The sequence below is a fragment of the Neisseria sp. P0021.S007 genome (genome assembly GCF_051956855.1).
On the sequence record NZ_JBQCXA010000003.1, the window covers coordinates 15,107 to 36,328 of the forward strand.

A 21,222-nucleotide genomic window follows, 5' to 3' on the forward strand; every position below is an offset into this window, starting at 1 on the left:
GCCTTCATTATTATTCTTGAACCTTCAAACCGAAATGCAGATAGGCTCGTTCGGTTGCTACGCGTCCGCGCGGTGTACGCTGCAAAAAGCCCTGCTGAATCAGATATGGTTCAATCACATCTTCGATGGTATCGGTTGATTCGCCAATCGCAGCAGCCACGTTTTCCAAACCGACAGGACCGCCGCTGAACTTGTGCAGAATCGCCTCAAGGAATTTCCTGTCCATCACATCCAAACCCTGACCGTCCACATCCAGCATACTCAAGGCAGCATCGGCAATTTCCGCATCAATGACGCCGTTGTTTTTCACATCGGCATAATCGCGTACACGTCGCAAAAGGCGGTTGGCAATACGCGGCGTACCGCGGCTGCGCTTGGCCACTTCCATCGCACCCTCGTCGCCCATATCCAACTGCAACAACTGGGCAGAACGAGCAACAATAGTCGCCAAATCTTTATTCTGATAAAACTCTAATCGGGACACGATACCGAAACGGTCGCGCAAAGGATTGGTCAGCATACCGGCACGGGTCGTCGCGCCTACCAATGTAAACGGCGGCAAATCGATTTTGACCGAACGCGCGGCCGGCCCCTCGCCTATCATGATGTCCAACTGATAATCTTCAAGCGCAGGATAAAGGATTTCTTCAACCACAGGGCTTAAGCGGTGGATTTCATCAATAAACAGCACATCATGCGGCTCGAGGTTGGTCAACAAGGCTGCAAGGTCGCCGGCACGTTCCAAAACCGGGCCGCTGGTTTGGCGCAAATTAACGCCTAACTCTTTGGCGATAATGTGTGCCAAAGTAGTTTTGCCCAAACCCGGAGGACCAAACAGCAAAGTGTGGTCAAGCGCTTCGCCACGTTTTTTCGCTGCCTGAATAAAAATAGCCAACTGCTCTTTTGCTTTATCCTGTCCGATATAGTCGTCTAAAGTTTTCGGACGTAAAGCGCGTTCAAGCAATTCTTCCTGAGCGGAAATATTTTGAGCAGTGATAATGCGCTGAGGTTGTGCAGAAGTAAGATTATCGGTTTGTAACATAATGTTTCTAAATTCTAAGACCATTCCCGACCCGTTATTTCAGATGGCCCGAACAATCAGATAAAGCGGTTAAATTATGATTTTGGCCATTATACCCGATAAGGCCGAGCCACTTTTCCTTCAAATTTAAATCACACAAAAATTTTCGTTTTCAGACGGCCAAAGCAACGTATAATAAACGGTTAATTCAAATACCTATCGCATTCAGGAGAACACATGAGCCTCAAGCAAAAAGTCATCGCCATCGACGGCCCCAGCGCATCCGGCAAAGGGACGGTTGCCTCACGCGTAGCCGAAGCCTTGGGTTTTCTTTACCTCGATTCCGGTGCGCTTTACCGCCTGACCGCGCTTTACGCACAAAAACAAAATGTTGCCTGGACAGATGAAGACGCCGTCAGCACACTGGCAGAAACTTTGCCCGCACAATTTGAAGGCAGCGTCGTGTTATTAAACGGCGAAGATGTATCCGAGCAAATCCGTACCGAAGCCATCGGCATGGGTGCATCTGCCGTCGCGCAGTTGCCTAAAGTGCGTACCGCCCTTTTGCAGCGCCAACGCGATTTCCTGACCGAAAAAGGTTTGGTCGCCGACGGCCGCGATATCGGCTCGGTTATTTTCCCTGATGCCGCATTAAAAATCTTCCTGACTGCAAGTGCCAATGTTCGTGCCCAACGTCGTGCCAAACAACTCGGTATCCCATGCGAAGGCGTGGCATTCGAGCGTATCTTGTCGGACATTGAAGCGCGCGACGAAGCAGACCGCCGCCGCCCTGTTGCCCCATTGAAACAGCTGCCCGACGCCCTGCTTTTAGACACTGACAACCTTTCTATCGAAGAAGCTGTAAAAAAAGTGCTTGATTGGTATCATAAAGTTTAAAATTTGGAGTATAATCGCGAAGTTTTCATTTCAGACGGCCTGTTAACCCTATAACAAGGCCGTCTGAAAACATTTCCCAACCTGCCGCGCCAAGGACGGCAGGTCATTTCAAACCTAACCCGCACCCCTTGGCGGTGTACCGAAAAGAGTATATATGACTATGGAAAATTTTGCCCAGCTGCTGGAAGAAAGCTTTACCCTGCAAGAGATGAACCCAGGTGAAGTGATTACTGCCGAAGTAGTCGGCATCGATCAAAACTTCGTTACCGTTAACGCAGGTCTGAAATCAGAATCTCTGATTGATGTTGCTGAATTCAAAAACGCTCAGGGCGAGATTGAAGTTAAAGTTGGCGATTTCGTTACCGTTACCATCGAATCTGTTGAAAACGGCTTCGGCGAAACCAAACTGTCCCGCGAAAAAGCCAAACGCGCTGCCGACTGGATCGCTTTGGAAGAAGCTATGGAAAACGGCGACATCCTGTCCGGCGTTATCAATGGCAAAGTCAAAGGCGGTCTGACTGTTATGATCAACAGCATCCGCGCATTCCTGCCGGGTTCTTTGGTTGACGTACGTCCCGTAAAAGACACTTCTCACTTCGAAGGCAAAGAAATTGAATTCAAAGTGATCAAACTGGACAAAAAACGCAACAACGTCGTTGTGTCCCGCCGCGCTGTTCTGGAAGCTACTTTGGGCGAAGAACGCAAAGCCTTGCTGGAAAACCTGCAAGAAGGTTCAGTTATCAAAGGTATCGTTAAAAACATCACCGATTACGGTGCATTCGTTGACTTGGGCGGCATCGACGGTCTGTTGCACATCACCGACTTGGCATGGCGCCGTGTGAAACACCCAAGCGAAGTTTTGGAAGTTGGTCAAGAAGTAGAAGCCAAAGTCCTGAAATTCGACCAAGACAAACAACGCGTTTCCCTGGGCATGAAACAACTGGGCGAAGATCCTTGGAGCGGTCTGACCCGTCGTTACCCACAAGGTACCCGCCTGTTCGGTAAAGTATCCAACCTGACCGACTACGGTGCATTCGTTGAAATCGAACAAGGCATCGAAGGTTTGGTACACGTTTCCGAAATGGATTGGACCAACAAAAACGTACACCCAAGCAAAGTTGTTCAACTGGGTGACGAAGTTGAAGTCATGATCCTGGAAATCGACGAAGACCGCCGCCGTATCTCTTTGGGCATGAAACAATGTCAAGCTAACCCTTGGGAAGAGTTTGCCGCCAACCACAACAAAGGCGACAAAATCTCCGGCGCAGTTAAATCTATCACTGACTTCGGCGTATTCGTAGGTCTGCCTGGCGGTATCGACGGTCTGGTTCACTTGTCTGACCTGTCTTGGACTGAAGCCGGCGAAGAAGCTGTACGCAAATACAAAAAAGGCGAAGAAGTTGAAGCCGTTGTATTGGCCATCGACGTTGAAAAAGAACGTATCTCTTTGGGTATCAAACAACTTGAAGGCGATCCGTTCGGTAACTTCATCAGCGTAAACGACAAAGGTTCTTTGGTTAAAGGTTCTGTGAAATCTGTTGACGCCAAAGGTGCCGTAGTCGCTCTGTCTGAAGAAGTTGAAGGCTACCTGCCTGCTTCTGAATTCGCCGCTGACCGCGTTGAAGACCTGACTACCAAACTGAAAGAAGGCGACGAAGTTGAAGCCGTTATCGTTACCGTTGACCGCAAAAACCGCAGCATCCGTCTGTCTGTTAAAGCGAAAGACGCTAAAGAAAACCGCGAAGCGCTGAATTCAGTTAACGCCGCTGCAACTGCCAATGCCGGTACTACCAGCCTGGGCGACTTGCTGAAAGCCAAACTGTCCGGCGACCAAGAATAAGGTTGCAGACATGACGAAGTCTGAATTGATGGTTCGCCTCGCAGAAGTGTTTGCCGAAAAAAATGGCAACCAACTGCTGGCTAAAGATGTCGAATACAGTGTAAAAGTCTTGGTTGATACCATGACCCGCTCACTGGCTCGTGGACAACGTATCGAAATCCGCGGCTTCGGCAGCTTCGACTTGAACCACCGCCCTGCCCGTATCGGGCGCAACCCTAAAACCGGCGAACGTGTGGAAGTGCCTGAAAAACATGTTCCCCACTTCAAACCGGGTAAAGAGTTGCGTGAGCGTGTAGACTTGGCATTGCAAGAAAGTGCTCATTAATACTTAGTAGCAAAACGCCGCAGAAATGCGGCGTTTTTTTGTTTTTTCAAAAAATACTAAAGCCAACCTTTTTGCTTGCACCTTAATCGCACACTTTTCCAACTATATTGACAACAAAGCCTTTGCAAAAAACGCAGGCCGTCTGAAATCATTTATAATAGACCGACTATTCCATAATGAGAACATCATTCCGACTACTGTCCAAATTATTGCGGATGATGTTTCGACTATCGCCAGCAAAACATAATAAAGGTTATACATGAGCAATAGAGACCAACTATTTACGCCACCGCCATTTGAAAACCACAGCCCGTTGACTTGGTATCAGGCCGCCGCCGAACAACCCAACTTCATCCGTGACGAAGCACAAGCACGAGCCATTGAATATTTGGATCGCTTATGGACCGAGCTGATGATGTTCAAACGCAAACGCAACCGTTTTCTCGGCCGCAGCCTGCGTTCCCCTCAAGTACCTAAAGGACTCTATTTTTATGGCGGCGTAGGACGCGGTAAAAGTTTCCTGATGGACGCTTTTTTTGGCTGCCTCCCTTATCGCCGTAAGCGCCGCGTGCATTTCCATGCCTTTATGGCCGAAATTCATCAACGGCTGAAAGCTTTAAAGAGTGAAGCGAATCCTTTAAAAGCCGTTGCAGCAGAAATTGCCAAAGAAACACGCGTATTATGCTTTGATGAATTTCACGTCAGCGACATTGCCGATGCAATGATTTTAGGCCGTTTGTTGGAAAACCTGCTGAGCGAAGGTGTTGTTTTGGTGGCCACTTCCAACTACGCCCCATCCGAACTCTATCCTCAAGGCCAAAACCGCAGCAGCTTTCTGCCAACCATCGCCCTTATCGAATCTAACCTGACCGTTTTAAATGTAGATGGCGGAGAAGATTACCGATTGCGCACATTGCGCCCTGCCGAAATTTTCTTTGTGCCCAATAATGAAGAAAACGAGCAAAAACTGGCTACTTTATTTAAAGAAATGAGCGGAATCTCTGAATTGAATCCAGGAATCAGCATTATTCATGGACGGGAAATTCCTCATAAAGCCCAGTCGGAACGCGCCATCTGGTTTGATTTCCGCGCATTATGTTTTGGCCCGCGTTCACAAGCTGACTATCTGTATTTAGCCGAACATTATGAGATGGTTTTCCTTTCAGGATTAGAACGTCTAACCCCGCAAGAAAAAGCAGAAGCACGCCGTCTGACATGGTTAATTGACGTTTTATATGATTTCCGTGTGAAATTGTGCGCCACCAGTGCAGTTGGCGTAAACGATATTTATGTCGAAGGCGATTTCGCCGAGGAATTTACCCGTACAGCCAGCCGTATGATCGAAATGCAATCCGAAGTCTATTTGGAACAACCACACCTGACTTTAAGCAAATAATGCCTTTCCCAAAAAGGGGCGAAATTTGGTAGAATACACTTCCCTCGCCTCTTGGCTACGGCAACTCACCTATTAATAAAAACAAGGACATAACATGGCCATCGAACGTACGATTTCCATCATCAAACCCGATGCAGTAGAAAAAAACGTCATCGGCAAGATTTACAGCCGCTTTGAAGAAAACGGCTTGCGCATTATTGCGGCGAAAATGAAACATCTGTCTGAGCGCGAAGCAAAAGAGTTTTATGCTGTACACAAAGACCGCCCTTTTTATGAAGACTTGGTTAAATTCATGACTCGCAATCCTGTTATGATTCAAGTATTGGAAGGTGAAAACGCCGTTGCCAAAAATCGCGAATTGATGGGCGCAACCAATCCAGCCGATGCAGCTCCGGGCACAATCCGTGCCGACTTTGCAGAATCTGTCAGTGTTAATGCTGTACACGGTTCTGACAGCGTGGAAAATGCTGCGATTGAAATCGCCTACTTTTTCAGCCAAAGCGAAATCTGCCCACGATAAAAGCAAAAAGCCTGTAGCCGCTTTACGGCCGTCCGATTCCATATCGGACGGCAAAAGTGCTTTGTATGCCCTGCAAATGACAGGCCGTCTGAAACCCTAAAGGCTTTTAAAGCAAAGCTGACCGATAAGCCTCTTTACTTTAAAAGCTTTATTGAGAAACATAAAAATACATGAAAACCAATCTACTGAATTACGATTTAAATGGACTGACGCAACACTTTGCCGAAATGGGTGAGAAACCTTTCCGCGCCAAACAAGTCATGCGTTGGATGCATCAAGCCGGTGCACAAAACTTTGAAGAAATGACTGACTTGGCCAAATCATTGCGTGCCAAGTTGAATGAACAAGCCACAATCGAAGTGCCTAAATTAATGATGGCACAAGAATCTACTGATGGCACACGCAAATGGTTGCTGGATGTCGGCACGGGCAACGGTGTAGAAACCGTCTTTATTCCCGAAGCCGAACGCGGTACTTTGTGCATCTCTTCCCAAGTAGGTTGCGCATTGGAATGCACTTTCTGCTCTACCGGACGACAGGGTTTCAACCGCAACCTGACTGCCGCTGAAATTATCGGTCAGCTTTGGTGGGCCAATAAAGCCATGGGTGTTACCCCTAAAAACGAACGCGTTATCTCCAACGTGGTGATGATGGGTATGGGCGAGCCTATGGCAAACTTTGACAATGTTGTTACTGCCTTGAGTATTATGTTGGATGATCATGGCTACGGCTTGAGCCGCCGTCGCGTGACCGTTTCCACTTCGGGCATGGTTCCACAAATGGACAGACTGCGTGATGCAATGCCTGTTGCTTTGGCTGTATCTTTACACGCATCCAACGATGAAGTGCGCGATCAGATTGTTCCTCTCAACAAAAAATACCCGCTCAAAGAATTGATGGCGGCCTGTCAACGTTATCTGGTCAAAGCCCCCCGTGACTTTATTACCTTTGAATACGTTATGCTCGACGGTATCAATGATAAAGCACAACATGCGCGCGAATTGATTGAATTGGTTAAAGACGTACCATGCAAATTCAATCTGATTCCGTTCAATCCTTTCCCAAATTCCGGCTACGAACGTTCTACCAATGAAAATATCCGTGTCTTCCGCGATATTCTGCAACAAGCCGGCTTTGTCGTTACTGTCCGCAAAACCCGCGGCGACGATATCGATGCCGCTTGCGGACAATTGGCCGGACAAGTACAAGATAAAACACGCCGCCAACAAAAATGGCAACAGATTTTGGTCGAACAATAAGGTTAATTATGAAAATCAAGTTCGGATTCGCTTTACTTACCGCACTGACTCTTTCTGCCTGCGCTTCCTCTTCCGGCCCAAGCCCTAAAGAACGTGCCATTCAAGTTTCTAATATCAAAACCCAACTGGCTGTGGAATATATGCGCGGCCAAAACTACCGCCAAGCTACTGAAAGTATCGAAGAGGCGCTTAAGTCCAATTCCAAAAATGACCTTGCTTGGTTGGTACGCGCCGAGATTTATCAGTATTTGAAAGTCAAAGACAAAGCTCAAGAAAGCTTTCTTAAAGCATTGTCTTTAAAACCTGATAGTGCGGAAGTCAACAACAACTACGGTTGGTTCTTGTGCAATCAAATGAATGCACCGGCCGAATCTTTGGCTTATTTTGACAAAGCACTGGCCGACCCAACCTACCCAAGCCCCTTTATTGCCAATATGAATAAAGGCATTTGCAGCGCAAGGTTAGGTCAATACTCTTTAGCCCAAGCCTATTTGGAAAGGTCTTTAGCAGCAAATCCGCAATTCTTCCCTGCTTTCAAAGAACTTGCCCGAACCAAAATGATGGCAGGCAATCTGAACGATGCCGACTATTATTTCCGCCAATACCAAAGCAAAGTTGATGTCCTGCAGGCTGACGATTTGCTTTTAGGCTGGCGTTTGGCTACCGCCTTGGGTAATAAACACGCCGCATACGAATACGAAGCCCAACTTAGGGCAAACTTCCCTTATTCAGACGAACTACAAACCGTCACAACAGGCCAATAAATGGAAAATAACGATAAAATCAACTACGACACACAAGCCGCCAAAACATTGGGGGATGAATTACGCAAACACAGAACTGATGCCAAAATCGATATTCAAGATGTTGCTTCACGTTTGAAACTGTCTACCGAACAAATTGATGCTTTGGAAAAAGGGGAATATTCCGGCTTTCCCGGTTTAGTCTTTGTTTCAGGTTATCTGCGTTCATATGCACGATTTCTGAAAATCGACGAACAAATCATCGCCAAACATTTGCGCTCCATTACTCCGCAACTTGAAGACCATGTATACGCGGTAACACGCAGCACCAACTCCGGCTTAAGCTTCACAGATACTGAAAAGCAGGGCTTCCCAAAATGGATATTGGGGATAGCCGCATTGGCTTTGGCTGTAGGCGGCGTTTACTTTTGGCAAAGCAAATCCAGTTTTGAAAACGAACAGGCAAATATTCAAAACAGCAAAGATGTTGCTGATACGATGAAAACGCCTGCCTTAAAAACGGATAATGTTGCCGTTAGCGAAATGACGGAAGACGGCAAAAAAGAAATCACCAATAAGCCTGAAGTGGCCAATGATCAAGCAGCCTCAGCAGCTTCCGCCGCCGTACAAGAAGAGAAACCTGCTGTCAAAGTTGAGAAAGACGAACTTTGGATTAAAGTCCAATACCGAAGCAATCTGATTATTGCAGACAAAGATGGAAAAGTTGTATTCAGCCGTATCGTTCCAGCCGGAAGCGAACAACGTCTGAGAGGCGGCGCACCTTACAATGTTTGGATCGGTATTGCAGCCGGCTCGGAAGCCAATTACGGCGGCACACCTATCGAACCTTTGAAATACCGTGTTGCCGGTGAAAAATCCGCCTCTTTTGTTGCAGGAAAAAACTAAAATGACCACACCTAAACGCCGTCAGACACATCAAGTCAAAATTGACCATCTCATCATCGGCTCCGATGCGCCCGTTGTTGTGCAATCTATGACCAATACCGACACCGCAGATGCAGAAGCAACAGCCCGACAGGTCAAAGAGTTGAGCGATGCCGGCTCAGAAATGGTCCGTATCACGGTTAATACTCCTGAAGCGGCTTCCAAAGTAGCCGAAATCCGCAGCCGCTTAGACGATATGGGCTACACCACGCCCCTGATCGGCGACTTCCATTTCAATGGCGAACGCTTATTGGCCGAATTTCCTGAGTGCGGCAAGGCCCTGTCTAAATACCGCATCAACCCAGGCAATGTCGGTAAAGGCGCAAAAGGCGATGAGAAATTTGCCTTTATGATTCGTACAGCGGCAGAAAACAATAAAGCCGTACGCATCGGTGTGAACTGGGGTTCGCTTGATCAAAGCCTTGCCAAACGTATGATGGATGCCAACCTAGCTTCTGCCACACCGAAGCCGCCTGAAGAAATCATGAAAGAGGCTTTGATTGTTTCGGCGCTGGAATCGGCAGAAAAAGCCGTGGCTTTGGGCTTGCCTGAAGACAAAATCATTTTGTCGTGCAAGGTCAGCGCCGTACAAGACTTGATTCAGGTTTACCGCGAATTAGGCAGCCGTTGCCGTTACCCGCTCCATCTCGGCCTGACCGAGGCGGGCATGGGTAGCAAAGGCATTGTGGCTTCCACCGCAGCTTTGTCCGTATTGTTGCAAGAAGGTATCGGCGACACCATTCGAATTTCCCTTACGCCCGAACCTGGCTCCCCACGTACACAAGAAGTCATTGTCGGTCAGGAAATCCTGCAAACCATGGGCTTACGCTCCTTTACGCCAATGGTTACAGCCTGCCCGGGTTGCGGCCGTACCACCAGTACCGTATTCCAAGAATTGGCGCAAGACGTACAAAACTATTTACGTCAAAAAATGACTATTTGGCGCACTGAGTATCCAGGCGTTGAATCATTGAACGTTGCCGTAATGGGTTGCGTAGTCAATGGCCCGGGCGAAAGCAAACTTGCCGATATCGGTATCAGCCTGCCAGGTACAGGCGAAACACCGGTTGCGCCGGTTTATGTAGACGGCGAACGGAAAGTTACCCTCAAAGGCGACAATATCGCTGCCGAGTTTTTACAAATCGTTGAAGATTATGTCAAAACCAACTATTGCGAAGGTGGCGCAAAACGTAAGCAAAACCGCGTTATTCCGATTCAATCTGCCTAAAACATTTTCAAGATAAAGAGGCCGTCTGAAAATATGTTGGGCAAACTGGATACTTGGCTGACTGAACATCCCAAACGCAAGGATTTGCATGGTTGGCGACGCTTTATCGTTGAATTTTGGTTTTTCGGTTTGAAAGAAGCACGAGCCTGCTTATTTGCAGGCTTGTTTTTCATTGCCATGTTCCTCGTTCCGAAAACAGGCTTGTTGGGAATTTCGCGCTACGACCTGCTGCTGATTTTTGCCATCTCCATACAAGCAGCCATGCTGTATTTCAAGCTAGAAACTTGGGATGAAGTGAAATCGATTACGCTGTTTCACTTGGTGGGCTTTGCTTTAGAGTGGTTCAAGACATCAGGCGATATCCAATCATGGAGCTATCCGGATGAGGCTTATACCAAAATCGGCGGCGTACCGCTGTTTGCAGGCTTTATGTATGCCGCAGTCGGCAGCTATATCATTCAAGCATGGCGGCTGTTTGACTTAAAAATCAAAAGCCATCCGCCGTATTGGTTGGGTACTTTGTGCGCACTGGCGATTTATATCAATTTCTTCACCCATCACTATATCGGCGACTATCGCTGGTATCTTGCTGCTTTCGCTCTCGGCCTATATGCCCGGACAACGGTCTTATACACGCCCTATGACACCACTCGCAAAATGCCGCTCCTGCTCGCTTTCGTCCTGATCGGATTTTTTATTTGGCTGGCGGAAAATTTGGGAACCCTATTCGGCGTTTGGCGCTATCCCAACCAAATCGGCGCGTGGGCATCGGTACACATCAGCAAATGGAGTTCATGGGCTTTACTGGTGATGATGACTTTTACCATCGTTGCGAATTTAAAACACATCAAACATACCATCAGCGTATCAAAAGATTAGTTGCTTAATATTTTAAAAGGCCGTCTGAAACTTTCAGACGGCCTCTAATTTTCAACAATCAATTAAACAAACTTAAGGCTTTAACAAACACCATAATGACGCCATAGCCCAAAGGAATGCAGACCAAAGCCCAACGCCACCATACGCCGATACCGCCCGCTGATACTTTCTTGCTGATCAGATAAGCATCGGATACAGCGGTTTCATCATCGGGATTGCCACTATGTGCCGCGACCTTAATGTCTTTCTCGTGATGCTTTTCATGAACAGAACGGACACTCAAATTACACAACAAACCAACAATCAACAAACCTGCCATGATGTACATGGTAATGCTATAAGCTTCAGCAGCCGGAACGCCACTTTCAATTTGGCTTTGGCGGATATAGTTGACCAACACCGGGCCAATAACAGCCGCAGTTGACCATGCCAGCAAAATCCTGCCGTGTATTGCCCCGACTTGATAAGTGCCGAACAAATCCTTCAAATACGCCGGAATGGCTGCAAAACCGCCGCCATACATGGAAATGATGACGCAGAAACCAATGACAAACAAAGCCTTGTTACCGCTCTCGCCAATCGACGGAATGGCAAAATACAACAGCGAGCCGAGCACAAAGAAAATAGTATAAGTATTTTTACGGCCAATTTTGTCGGACACGCTGGACCACAAAAAGCGGCCGCCCATATTAAACAGACTCAACAGACTCACAAAACCTGCCGCCGCACCCGCACCAATTGCCGCTTGTTTTCCTACAGATGCCTCGGAAAAAAGCTCCTGAATCATGACGGAAGCCTGACCTAGAACGCCGATACCCGCTGTCACGTTCAAGCACAACACCCAAAACAAGAGCCAGAATTGCGGCGTTTTCATGGCTTGTGAGACATTGACATGATTACTGCTGACCAATTTGCTTTTGTTTTTCGGCGCAACATAACCTTTAGGTTTCCAGCCATCGGCAGGTACACGGATCGTAAACGCGCCGAACATCATCAACACCAAATAAAACAATCCTAAAACGACAAAAGCCTGCGCTACGCCAACTGAAGTTTCACTGGAGAAAAAATTCATCAGCGACACGGATAAAGGCGAGGCCAGCATCGCGCCACCACCAAAACCCATAATCGCCAAGCCTGTCGCCATACCCGGTTTATCGGGAAACCATTTCATCAAAGTCGATACAGGCCCGATATAGCCCAAGCCCAAACCAACCCCACCAATCACACCGTTACCCAAATAAAGCAAAAACAGATTGTGCGTATGAACGCCAATAGCCGACACAAAAAAGCCCAAACTAAAACAGCAGGCGGCAACAAACATCGCCTTACGCGGCCCAACGCGCTCCATCCATGTACCGAACATGGCCGCAGACGCGCCCAACATCGCCAAGGCAATACTGAAAATCCAACCGACCGTGGTCAGCTTCCAATCTCCTGCAGCCGACTCAGTAATACCGATAAGCTTGGTCAGCGGCGCATTAAACACGGAATAAGCGTATATCTGCCCGATGGCAAGATGCACGGCCAAAGCGGCAGGCGGTACCAGCCAACGATTAAAGCCGGGTTTGGCAATGGTCGCCTCACGGTCTAGAAATTTCATAAAATCCTCTTGTCTATGTGTGTCAAACGCTGATTCCATATCATGCGGAATCAGAAAATTGTTGACAATATTTTAGCATAATCTCCCGTTTATCCTTTTTTCTGCTCCATGATAATTTTGCGCATCAGACAGAAAAAACATTCATCTAAACCATTTCTTCACGCCAATATCGACAAAAAGGCCGAGACCTTTGCAAAAGTCTCAAGTTGACCGTATTGGCGGAAAAAATTCAAACGCGTAGTAAGGGCATTTTCAGGGAGTTGTTGAACAGTATGCATAAAATTCGGCAAATAATCGCAGTTCGGGGAAAGGATATTTGGGTGGCGCACCAAAATTACTACAAAATGACTTGCGTCTATTGGTAGGTGAATGCACTTTTATAAGAAATTTCCCCATCATAATAAATAATCCATGTAGAAATAAAATTTAAAGATTCTGGCTCATGCATAGATGTAATAAGTACTGAATGTTACTTTTTTTCTATCCCATCAGCTATAGATGTAGCCCAGCTATTTTTATATTCTTCAATACCCCAATAGTCTATTGGAATATGTAATTCTTCTACATATTCACCTAAAGAGATTGAAGCCAAAATATGCATCCCATATCCATTATCAAAAGATGTACCTTTATCTTTAAAGAAAATACCAAACATTATTAATCCTTAATTCTTTTTAAATCCTTGTCATAAATAAATAGTTCCAATCTTATTCATATTTTTCATGGCGCTTATATACACATATATAATTATCAAAAGATAAATATTTAGGGTAATCAATCCTAACTAAATTCTCATCAATAGTATAATCCTCACCAAAATTAGAAATAATATCTGTACCAATTTTATAAATCTCTTCATTCCAATAGGTAGAGATATCTCCATCAATAACGATATAAATACTTATACAATTTTCATTGATTCTTACATAAACACCTCTAACCTCTTTGGTAATTTTACCTATCAAGGCATTTTGGGTAACAATTCTTAATCTTATAATGTCATTATTCATAGACTATTATTCCTTTGGTTTAGCCGGAACTACATGATATCCATTTTTACTATAATGAATAATCCCCATAGTTGTTGGGGTTTGATTTCCTGTAACAGGATCGATATAAATACCGATATTTTTATTGAAGTTCACCCTTTCTTTAAAACCAGGAAGCCCAATTTCAGTTTTTCCCACCTGCTGTCCAGTTCCTACATAACCTTTTAAAGAATCTAAACTTACAGTGATAAAGATGCAGTAAAAAGGCATAATGATAGCCCCATTTTTATAATTATTTATTTTAGGGGCAAAAAGATGAATATTTTATTACTAGACGGTAGAAAAGAGTTTGGTCATTCGCATGGTGAGTTGAACCATACGCTTCACAAAAAAGCGAAAGAAGTTTTGACCGCACTTGGACACAATGTACAAGAAACCGTGATTAATGCGGGCTATGATGTTGAAGCAGAAATCGAAAAATTCTTGTGGATGGATGCCGTGATTTGGCAAATGCCAGGCTGGTGGATGCACGAACCTTGGACAGTGAAAAAATACATAGACGAAGTATTAACTGCCGGACACGGCAAGCTTTACCACAGTGATGGCCGCCATCGTGTCAATCCGATAGAAGGCTACGGCACAGGTGGTTTGTTGCAAGGCAAAAAAACATGCTCTCGCTTACTTGGAATGCGCCGATTGAGGCCTTCACCCGAGAAGGCGATTTTTTCGAAGGCAAAGGCGTGGATGCGTTGTATATGCACTTCCACAAACTCAATGAGTTCATCGGTTTGACCCGTCTGCCGACATTCTTATGTAACGATGTGATTAAAAATCCACAAGTGGAACAATACTTAGCAGACTACCAAGCACACTTAGAAAAAGTATTCGGCTAATGGCAAAAAAGGTGGGTAAAATGCCCACTTTTTTATTATTGATGAATGGGTGTGATCATTGTAAATGAGCCACATCGTTAAGCTGCTCAATATGAAAACCGCTTTCACTATCATATTTCACAATACTGATTGAAGTATGCAACAATGACACGGATTTACCCTCATCACGATGGTTTTCCCAAGTCGCTCCGCCTAGTAAGGACAATAAAAGCCGCAGGGTATGACCATGCGATACCACTAAAATATTAGCGCCCGATTGATGTATCGTAAAGGGCGGCCATTGCACGTACTGCTAATTGTTCAAAGGTTTCAGGCCGTCTGAAAAATTTTCAGACGGCCTTTTCACTCATATCGTTTTATGCGGCGAAGCGTTTGGCAACTTCATCCCAGTTAACAATTTCCCAGAAACCTTTCAGGTAGTTAGGACGGCTGTTGCGGTAGTCGATGTAGTAGGCGTGTTCCCATACGTCGCAAGTCAACAGCGGAGTGTTTTCAGTAGTCAGCGGAGTACCTGCATTGGAAGTAGAAACCAGATCCAATTCACCGGCAGGTGTTTTCACCAACCATGCCCAACCGGAGCCGAAAGTACCGGCCGCGCAAGCATTGAACGCTTCTTGAAATTTCTCGAAGCTGCCCCATTTGGCGTCGATGGCTGCAGCCAATTCGCCGGCAGGTTTGCCTTGGCCTTTAGGGGTAAAGCCCAGCCAGTAGAAAGTGTGGTTCCAAGTTTGGGCAGCGTTGTTGAACATACCGCCGGAAGATTTTTTCACGATTTCTTCCAAAGGCATTTCTTCAAACTCAGTGCCTTTGATTTGATTGTTCAAATTGGTGATGTAAGTTTGATGGTGTTTGCCGTAGTGAAACTCCAAAGTTTCTTTGGTCAGATGGGGAGATAACGCATCCAGTTCATAAGGCAATTGTGGCAGCTTGTGTTCCATTTTTATGCTCCTAATTATTGATATTTATATTTTGGTAGTGTACGTCGTCATATTGACAACATAGCTATTTTACCTGCTTTAGCCTAAACAAACCAATTGAACTTACACTGCGTTATAATAGCGGATTACAATTTTCCAGCCAGAGATGCCCGTCATGAGCAATTATTCCGATATGCCGTCTGAAGACCGTGAAATCAGCGCATTATCACTGCCGCCACATTCCACAGAAGCGGAGCAATCCGTATTGGGCGGCCTGATGCTGGAAAATTCTGCTTGGGACCGTATTGCCGATGTCGTTTCCGGCGAGGATTTCTACCGCCACGAACACCGCCTGATTTTTCGTGCCATTGCCAACCTGATTAACGAAAGCCGCCCTGCCGACGTCATTACCGTTCAAGAAAGTTTGGAACGCAATGAAGAATTGGAAGCAGCAGGCGGATTCAACTATCTGATTACACTGGCGCAAAACACGCCATCCGCTGCCAATATCCGCCGCTACGCCGAAATCGTGCGAGAACGTTCCATCATGCGCCAGCTTGCCGAAGTCGGCACGGAAATTGCGCGTAGCGCATACAATCCACAAGGGCGCGATGCAGGTCAGCTTTTGGACGAGGCGGAAAACAAAGTATTCCAAATTGCCGAAAGTACCGCCAAATCCAAACAAGGCTTCCTTGAGATGCCCGACCTTTTGAAAGAAGTGGTCGAGCGCATCGATATGCTTTATTCGCGCGACAATCCTGATGAAGTAACCGGTATATCGACAGGCTTTATCGACCTCGATAAAAAAACATCAGGCCTCCAACCGGGCGATTTGATCATCGTCGCAGGCCGTCCTTCCATGGGTAAAACCGCCTTTTCGATCAACATCGCAGAACACGTTGCCGTAGAGGGCAAGCTGCCTGTTGCCGTATTCTCGATGGAAATGGGCGGTGCGCAGCTGGTTATGCGTATGCTGGGTTCTGTCGGACGTTTGGATCAAAGCGTTTTAAAAACCGGCAGATTACAAGACGAACACTGGGGCCGTCTGAACGAGGCGGTCGTTAAACTCTCCGATGCACCCATGTATATCGATGAAACGCCGGGTTTGACTGCACTCGAACTGCGCGCCCGCGCCCGTCGTCTTGCCCGCCAGTTCAACGGTAAATTGGGCTTGATCGTCATCGACTACCTGCAATTAATGTCAGGCTCCGGCCGTTCTGACAACCGCGCTTCCGAGCTTGGCGAAATTTCCCGCTCACTCAAAGCATTAGCCAAAGAATTGCAAGTTCCCGTCATTGCACTGTCGCAGTTAAGCCGTACCGTTGAGCAGCGTACCGACAAACGCCCGATGATGTCCGACTTGCGTGAATCCGGCGCAATCGAACAAGATGCCGACTTGATTATGTTTATGTATCGTGATGAATACTACAACTCAGAATCACCCGCAAAAGGCTTGGCGGAATGTATTATCGGTAAACACCGTAACGGTCCCGTCGGGAAAGTATTCCTCACTTGGATGGGTCAATTTACCAAATTTGATAATGCCGCCTATGTTCCAGAATCCATGTTGATGGAAGATTGAGACAGATTGTCTGAAAAACTAACCGAATTTCATATTTCATTAGTCACGCATTACAAAATCGTTTAAAATAAATCTAATAAAAGCAAAAGCATTGCCACAGGCAAATGCAAAAGAGAAAACGTCAGTTACCCAACACATTACTACCAAAAATCACTCATGTATCAGACACAAAAAGGCTTCACCCTAATTGAGTTGCTGATCGTCATTACTATTGCAGCAGTAATGGCCGTCATCGCACTTCCCAATATGAATCAATGGATTGCCTCCAGACGTGCAGCATCGCAAGCAGAGCAAATTGCCAATCTGCTGCGCTTCGCGCGAAATGAGGCCGTCCGTCTCAATCTTCCCGTTTACATCTGCCCGGTCAAAATCAAATCCGATGGCTCGCCCAATAATGGTTGCGATTCCAAATATGCCGGTAATGGTATGTTGGCCTACGCCGATAAAAACGAAGACTTACGCTATCAAAACGATACTGTCGATTTATCCATCCGCTCCATTATCCTTAATGGAGATACTGACAAAGTGGAATACAGCTTTAACTATATCCCTATCGGCAATGACCGTTCTGCCCTCTCTGCTTCAGCTCCAAAAGAAGTCTGGTGGAGATTTCTTCCCAATGGTACATTTGGCCATTCAATCGATGGAAAGAATTATCAATTTTCAGACGGCCACATCAAAATCAGCCTGACGGATAAATCCGCCACCGATGCTGAAACCAAGAAAGCCCGTGCTACCGTACTTTTAATCAATGGCAATGGGCATGTCGAAATCTGTGCTAAAAACGATGAGCGCAAAATGTGTGAATACACTTCCAAAGAATAACAACGGTATCTTATGAACATTACTAATCCTACTCATCTCAGATCATTTAAAGGCCGTCTGAAAACGAGCTCATCAAGCTTTACCCCAAAACTTCAATCAGGCATGACCCTGATTGAAGTTTTGATTGCCATGTTTGTCCTTGCTATCGGCGTACTGGCCCTTCTGGCTGTTCAATTACGTACCGTATCCAACGTGCGTGAGTCTGAAAATCAAACCACAGTCGCCCAAATTACGCAAAATTTGATTGAAGGCATGCTCATTAATCCGACGCTCTCTGAAGAAACCGATACTGCAGGCGAAAAAACTACTCGTTATAAAAAATCCTACGATGCCTACCTCAAATCAGACTCTAAACAAACTGCAAAATTTGAAGCCAAAATGACCAAAGCGCAACTTGCGCAGGCGCAAATTGCCCAGTTTAAGGCCGACTTAGCCAAAGCCCTTCCCGAAGCCCAAGTCTTCTCGACCATCTGTAAAGATTCTTCCGGTGCAGAGCCGACTTACGAAAATGGGTTTAACGCAAAATGCGATGGCAAAGGCGACACGACCATCGTGAAAGTTTTATGGTTGCAAGATGTCGAAGAAGAAAATAGCGCAAAAAATCTCAATAAATCGGGGCATCACGTTGTCTATACCTACCAATCACGCGTAAGAGACTAACAATGAACAATAAACGCTTACTCAACCATATTCCCAATAAAACCGCGATGCGCGGTTTCAGCATCCTTGAATTTCTGGTTGCCAGTCTGCTCAGTATGATCGTCTTAATGGCTGTCAGCTCCACCTACTTCACTGCACGCGGATTAAACAAATCTGCCAACTCCCGCATCGGTATCCAGCAAGATTTGCGCAACACCGCCAATATGATCGTCCGCGATGCGCGTATGGCAGGCAATTTCGGTTGCTTCAATATGTCGAATTCTCCCGCCTCTGCAGTAATAGAAGACAAAAGCTCAGATGAATATGCCTTGAAAACAGCCGGTGTTAATAAGCTGTTACCTGTTAAAGAAATCAATAAATTAAGCTATACCGGCTTTGCTCAAACCGGCAAAGCCCTGCTGTTCCAATACGGTATCGACAAAGCAGACTCAACTGAAAAAACTGCCATTGCCAGCAGCTGCTACGGTATTGCCAAACCTCACACAGAAATTAAAGATTTGGCTGCGGCAAAATCGGCTTTAAAAATTACCAACTCTGATCAAGACGGCAGTATCGCCATCATGAAACATGAAATAATTGCCTACGCTGTCGGCAAACTTGGCGAAGAGAGCGGTTTGTTCCGTTTCCAATTATCAAATGATGGCTCATGGAGTAATCCGCAGCTGTTGATTAAAGGCATTACAACCATGGATATCCACTATATCTATGCAGAATGTCCTAATTCTGAAAATGCATCTGCCAGCGGAGTAAATACAGAATCATTTGATTACAAAAACGCATTGGATATCTCAGCTGAGGCTAAGTCTCCGGCTTCTATCCAAATCGTACTGAATAACGGCAGTATTGACCCATCAAAAGAACAAGACAATAAAGTCGATATCTATAATATTAATGCCACTATCCGCGGAGGAAACGTATGCGCCGACCGATCACTCTAATCAAACCTGACCGGCAGCAGGGCTATGCTTTGTTTATCGTTTTAATGATGATGGTCGTCATCGCCCTGCTCGTGGTCACAGCTACCCAGTCCTACAATACTGAACAGCGTATCAGCGCCAACGATGCCGACCGCAAACTGACAACCACTTTGGCCGAAGCGGCATTGCGTGAAGGTGAAAATCAAATTTTTGATATTGAAGGGAAAAAGACTACTTTTACCGCAAAATGTGAAAAAGGTTTATGTTCCACACCAAATGTCAAATCCAATGGCGATTTTACTGAAGAAGGTAGCCCAACCGTAGATGCTTGGAAGCGTAAATGCGACAAAAGCCTGTGTATTGACACCAATGGTACGGAATATCCTTTAGATAAAAAAAGCGGCATCGCAAACAATCCACGCTACATCATCGAATATTTAGGCAAAACTACCGAGGGTCGAATTACCTACCGCGTTACTGCCAAAGCATGGGGTAAGAATGCCAATACCCAAGTCGTCCTTCAGTCTTACGTTGCCAGCGAATAATAAAATGAATACTACCTCTACCCAACAACTAGGCTTTACGCTGGTTGAGATGATGATTGCCGTCGCCATCTTAGCCATTCTGAGCATCATTGCCATTCCCTCTTACAACCGCTACATTGAACGCGGCTACCAATCACAAGCGCATGCCGAGTTAGTTGCCATCAATTCTGCTTTTAAAACCCAGATGGTTAAAAATCCAAAGTGGAAAACTGATGAGATTAAAACCAAGTTGGATGACTTTATTTCCTCATATAAAGGCCATAAAGATTTGGCAGACAAATACCAATACTCTGCCGAAATGATTGATACCAATAAAAGCCGAGCCTATCGTTTGAAAGCCATTCCCACAAAAACTGGCTACACCCTTTCCGTTTGGATGGATAGTTTGGGCAATGCTTACAAATGCACTGATATGGATTCTGCCAAAGATTTCAAAACCACAATGACCAATGGAAAAGGTTGCGAATCGGTTTCCAAAAAGAAATCTTCTTAGTCTGACAACCATAAAAAAGCAGTGTCATTTTATCGACACTGCTTTTTATATTTTACTGTTTCCAATCATCGTCTCGGCGTTGGCGTTTCAACAAGATCCTGACTGCGCCATCATTGCCTTGTCGAGGCTCGACATAAGCCAATACATCAGGATGCTGCATCAACCAGCGACGCGTCATATTTTTCAAAACCGGTTTATAGCCTGCAGAACCCAAGCCGCTGCCGTGGACAATCTCGCCGCAAACACCGCGTTTTTTCGTAAACTCAATAAATTCGTTCAATACCTGCTGCGCTTCTTCCTGCGTATAGCCGTGCAAATCTACATCCGCCACCACGGGATAATGGCCGTTTCGCAAACGCATCAAATCATTTTTACCCTGCCCGTTTTTACTGAACGAAGCCGGCGGTTCTTCCCAGCCGCCGCTGCCTACATAAAAATAATCTTCCTGCTCCAAAGTCGCCATTTCTTTAGGTCGCGGCTTGATAGGTGATTTATCACGAGGCTGTTCATAATAGTTGCCGGCATTTTTCAACGGCGTAACCTTGCCAACCGCCTTGCTGAAATCTACATCCTCTACCAGCTTTTTAGCCTTCGCTTCGGCTTCCCGCTCCGCGGCTTCCTTTTTCACCTGTTTGCCCAAAGCCTTCAGCGTTTCTTGAAAGTTTGCCGTCATGGTTTGTCCTTTCCAAAAAATTGATTGCGCACATTATAGCAAACCCGATTACAAGACCGTCTGAAAGACTCTTAT

24 protein-coding genes and 1 pseudogene are annotated in these 21,222 nt (G+C 46.0%); 17 read left to right on the forward strand and 8 right to left on the reverse strand.

Annotated features, from left to right (window positions below; genetic code table 11):
• Positions 1 to 10 precede the first annotated feature (10 nt).
• On the reverse strand, positions 11 to 1,042 hold the full coding sequence (gene ruvB / locus ACTHUR_RS05385; protein ID WP_039862144.1) for a Holliday junction branch migration DNA helicase RuvB: 1,032 nt from the start codon (positions 1,040 to 1,042) through the stop codon (positions 11 to 13).
• A 216-nt stretch (positions 1,043 to 1,258) separates the two neighbouring features.
• Here ruvB and cmk point away from each other — a divergent pair, with 216 nt between their 5' ends.
• From cmk to ACTHUR_RS05435, 10 genes are all read left to right on the forward strand, one after another.
• Complete coding sequence (gene cmk / locus ACTHUR_RS05390; protein ID WP_036490635.1) at positions 1,259 to 1,918, forward strand: (d)CMP kinase; 660 nt, start codon at positions 1,259 to 1,261, stop codon at positions 1,916 to 1,918.
• Between the two features lie 154 nt (positions 1,919 to 2,072).
• On the forward strand, positions 2,073 to 3,758 hold the full coding sequence (rpsA, locus tag ACTHUR_RS05395) for a 30S ribosomal protein S1 (protein WP_003678994.1): 1,686 nt from the start codon (positions 2,073 to 2,075) through the stop codon (positions 3,756 to 3,758).
• 10 nt (positions 3,759 to 3,768) lie between these two features.
• The gene (locus ACTHUR_RS05400; protein WP_003678992.1) at positions 3,769 to 4,083 is read left to right on the forward strand and encodes an integration host factor subunit beta; all 315 of its coding nucleotides are present in this window, start codon (positions 3,769 to 3,771) and stop codon (positions 4,081 to 4,083) included.
• A 259-nt stretch (positions 4,084 to 4,342) separates the two neighbouring features.
• On the forward strand, positions 4,343 to 5,479 hold the full coding sequence (gene zapE, locus ACTHUR_RS05405; protein ID WP_049336592.1) for a cell division protein ZapE: 1,137 nt from the start codon (positions 4,343 to 4,345) through the stop codon (positions 5,477 to 5,479).
• A gap of 94 nt (positions 5,480 to 5,573) precedes the next feature.
• A complete protein-coding gene (gene ndk / locus ACTHUR_RS05410; protein ID WP_004519785.1) occupies positions 5,574 to 5,999 on the forward strand; it encodes a nucleoside-diphosphate kinase in 426 nt (141 codons plus the stop codon).
• A 170-nt stretch (positions 6,000 to 6,169) separates the two neighbouring features.
• A complete protein-coding gene (gene rlmN / locus ACTHUR_RS05415; RefSeq protein WP_003683577.1) occupies positions 6,170 to 7,258 on the forward strand; it encodes a 23S rRNA (adenine(2503)-C(2))-methyltransferase RlmN in 1,089 nt (362 codons plus the stop codon).
• 8 nt (positions 7,259 to 7,266) lie between these two features.
• Positions 7,267 to 8,022, forward strand: coding sequence for a type IV pilus biogenesis/stability protein PilW (gene pilW / locus ACTHUR_RS05420; RefSeq protein ID WP_004519786.1), 756 nt, complete (start codon positions 7,267 to 7,269; stop codon positions 8,020 to 8,022).
• Entirely contained in the window at positions 8,023 to 8,907 is an 885-nt protein-coding gene (locus ACTHUR_RS05425) for a helix-turn-helix domain-containing protein (RefSeq protein ID WP_049336589.1), read from the forward strand.
• A 1-nt stretch (position 8,908) separates the two neighbouring features.
• A complete protein-coding gene (ispG, locus tag ACTHUR_RS05430; protein WP_039862169.1) occupies positions 8,909 to 10,174 on the forward strand; it encodes a flavodoxin-dependent (E)-4-hydroxy-3-methylbut-2-enyl-diphosphate synthase in 1,266 nt (421 codons plus the stop codon).
• A 33-nt stretch (positions 10,175 to 10,207) separates the two neighbouring features.
• On the forward strand, positions 10,208 to 11,053 hold the full coding sequence (locus tag ACTHUR_RS05435) for a DUF817 domain-containing protein (RefSeq protein ID WP_004519788.1): 846 nt from the start codon (positions 10,208 to 10,210) through the stop codon (positions 11,051 to 11,053).
• A 58-nt stretch (positions 11,054 to 11,111) separates the two neighbouring features.
• Here ACTHUR_RS05435 and ACTHUR_RS05440 read toward each other — a convergent pair whose 3' ends face one another.
• The 4 genes from ACTHUR_RS05440 to ACTHUR_RS05455 all read right to left on the reverse strand — a co-directional run bounded on the left by ACTHUR_RS05440 (position 11,112) and on the right by ACTHUR_RS05455 (position 13,912).
• Positions 11,112 to 12,653, reverse strand: coding sequence for an L-lactate MFS transporter (locus ACTHUR_RS05440; RefSeq protein ID WP_039862148.1), 1,542 nt, complete (start codon positions 12,651 to 12,653; stop codon positions 11,112 to 11,114).
• A gap of 469 nt (positions 12,654 to 13,122) precedes the next feature.
• Positions 13,123 to 13,308: a hypothetical protein gene (locus tag ACTHUR_RS05445; protein ID WP_049336588.1), complete on the reverse strand. Its 186-nt coding sequence runs from the start codon at positions 13,306 to 13,308 to the stop codon at positions 13,123 to 13,125.
• 52 nt (positions 13,309 to 13,360) lie between these two features.
• Entirely contained in the window at positions 13,361 to 13,663 is a 303-nt protein-coding gene (locus ACTHUR_RS05450) for a hypothetical protein (RefSeq protein WP_004519792.1), read from the reverse strand.
• A gap of 6 nt (positions 13,664 to 13,669) precedes the next feature.
• Complete coding sequence (locus ACTHUR_RS05455; RefSeq protein WP_079453701.1) at positions 13,670 to 13,912, reverse strand: polymorphic toxin type 50 domain-containing protein; 243 nt, start codon at positions 13,910 to 13,912, stop codon at positions 13,670 to 13,672.
• Between the two features lie 45 nt (positions 13,913 to 13,957).
• Here ACTHUR_RS05455 and ACTHUR_RS05460 point away from each other — a divergent pair.
• A pseudogene (locus ACTHUR_RS05460) lies at positions 13,958 to 14,535 on the forward strand (NAD(P)H-dependent oxidoreductase).
• A 55-nt stretch (positions 14,536 to 14,590) separates the two neighbouring features.
• Here ACTHUR_RS05460 and ACTHUR_RS05465 read toward each other — a convergent pair.
• Positions 14,591 to 14,821 (reverse strand): histidine phosphatase family protein, encoded by a 231-nt coding sequence (locus tag ACTHUR_RS05465; RefSeq protein WP_198400583.1) that lies wholly within the window; start codon positions 14,819 to 14,821, stop codon positions 14,591 to 14,593.
• Positions 14,822 to 14,891: 70 nt separating this feature from the next.
• Positions 14,892 to 15,473: a superoxide dismutase gene (locus ACTHUR_RS05470; RefSeq protein ID WP_003683473.1), complete on the reverse strand. Its 582-nt coding sequence runs from the start codon at positions 15,471 to 15,473 to the stop codon at positions 14,892 to 14,894.
• A gap of 154 nt (positions 15,474 to 15,627) precedes the next feature.
• Here ACTHUR_RS05470 and dnaB point away from each other — a divergent pair, with 154 nt between their 5' ends.
• The 6 genes from dnaB (at position 15,628) to ACTHUR_RS05500 (ending at position 20,474) form a co-directional block, all read left to right on the forward strand.
• Positions 15,628 to 17,034, forward strand: a complete 1,407-nt coding sequence (dnaB, locus tag ACTHUR_RS05475) for a replicative DNA helicase (RefSeq protein ID WP_036490624.1) — start codon at positions 15,628 to 15,630, stop codon at positions 17,032 to 17,034.
• 156 nt (positions 17,035 to 17,190) lie between these two features.
• A complete protein-coding gene (locus tag ACTHUR_RS05480) occupies positions 17,191 to 17,859 on the forward strand; it encodes a pilus assembly FimT family protein (RefSeq protein WP_070695561.1) in 669 nt (222 codons plus the stop codon).
• A gap of 12 nt (positions 17,860 to 17,871) precedes the next feature.
• Positions 17,872 to 18,519, forward strand: a complete 648-nt coding sequence (gene pilV / locus ACTHUR_RS05485) for a type IV pilus modification protein PilV (protein ID WP_191620578.1) — start codon at positions 17,872 to 17,874, stop codon at positions 18,517 to 18,519.
• Positions 18,520 to 18,521: 2 nt separating this feature from the next.
• Positions 18,522 to 19,457 (forward strand): PilW family protein, encoded by a 936-nt coding sequence (locus ACTHUR_RS05490; RefSeq protein WP_070695559.1) that lies wholly within the window; start codon positions 18,522 to 18,524, stop codon positions 19,455 to 19,457.
• Positions 19,436 to 19,981 (forward strand): pilus assembly PilX family protein, encoded by a 546-nt coding sequence (locus ACTHUR_RS05495; protein WP_440361174.1) that lies wholly within the window; start codon positions 19,436 to 19,438, stop codon positions 19,979 to 19,981. The genes ACTHUR_RS05490 and ACTHUR_RS05495 overlap by 22 nt, the downstream gene beginning before the upstream one ends.
• Before the next feature lie 4 nt (positions 19,982 to 19,985).
• The gene (locus ACTHUR_RS05500) at positions 19,986 to 20,474 is read left to right on the forward strand and encodes a PilX family type IV pilin (protein ID WP_070460866.1); all 489 of its coding nucleotides are present in this window, start codon (positions 19,986 to 19,988) and stop codon (positions 20,472 to 20,474) included.
• 52 nt (positions 20,475 to 20,526) lie between these two features.
• Here the strand turns inward: ACTHUR_RS05500 and ACTHUR_RS05505 are convergent, their stop codons facing one another.
• Entirely contained in the window at positions 20,527 to 21,147 is a 621-nt protein-coding gene (locus tag ACTHUR_RS05505) for a Smr/MutS family protein (RefSeq protein WP_070460868.1), read from the reverse strand.
• Positions 21,148 to 21,222: the final 75 nt, after the last annotated feature.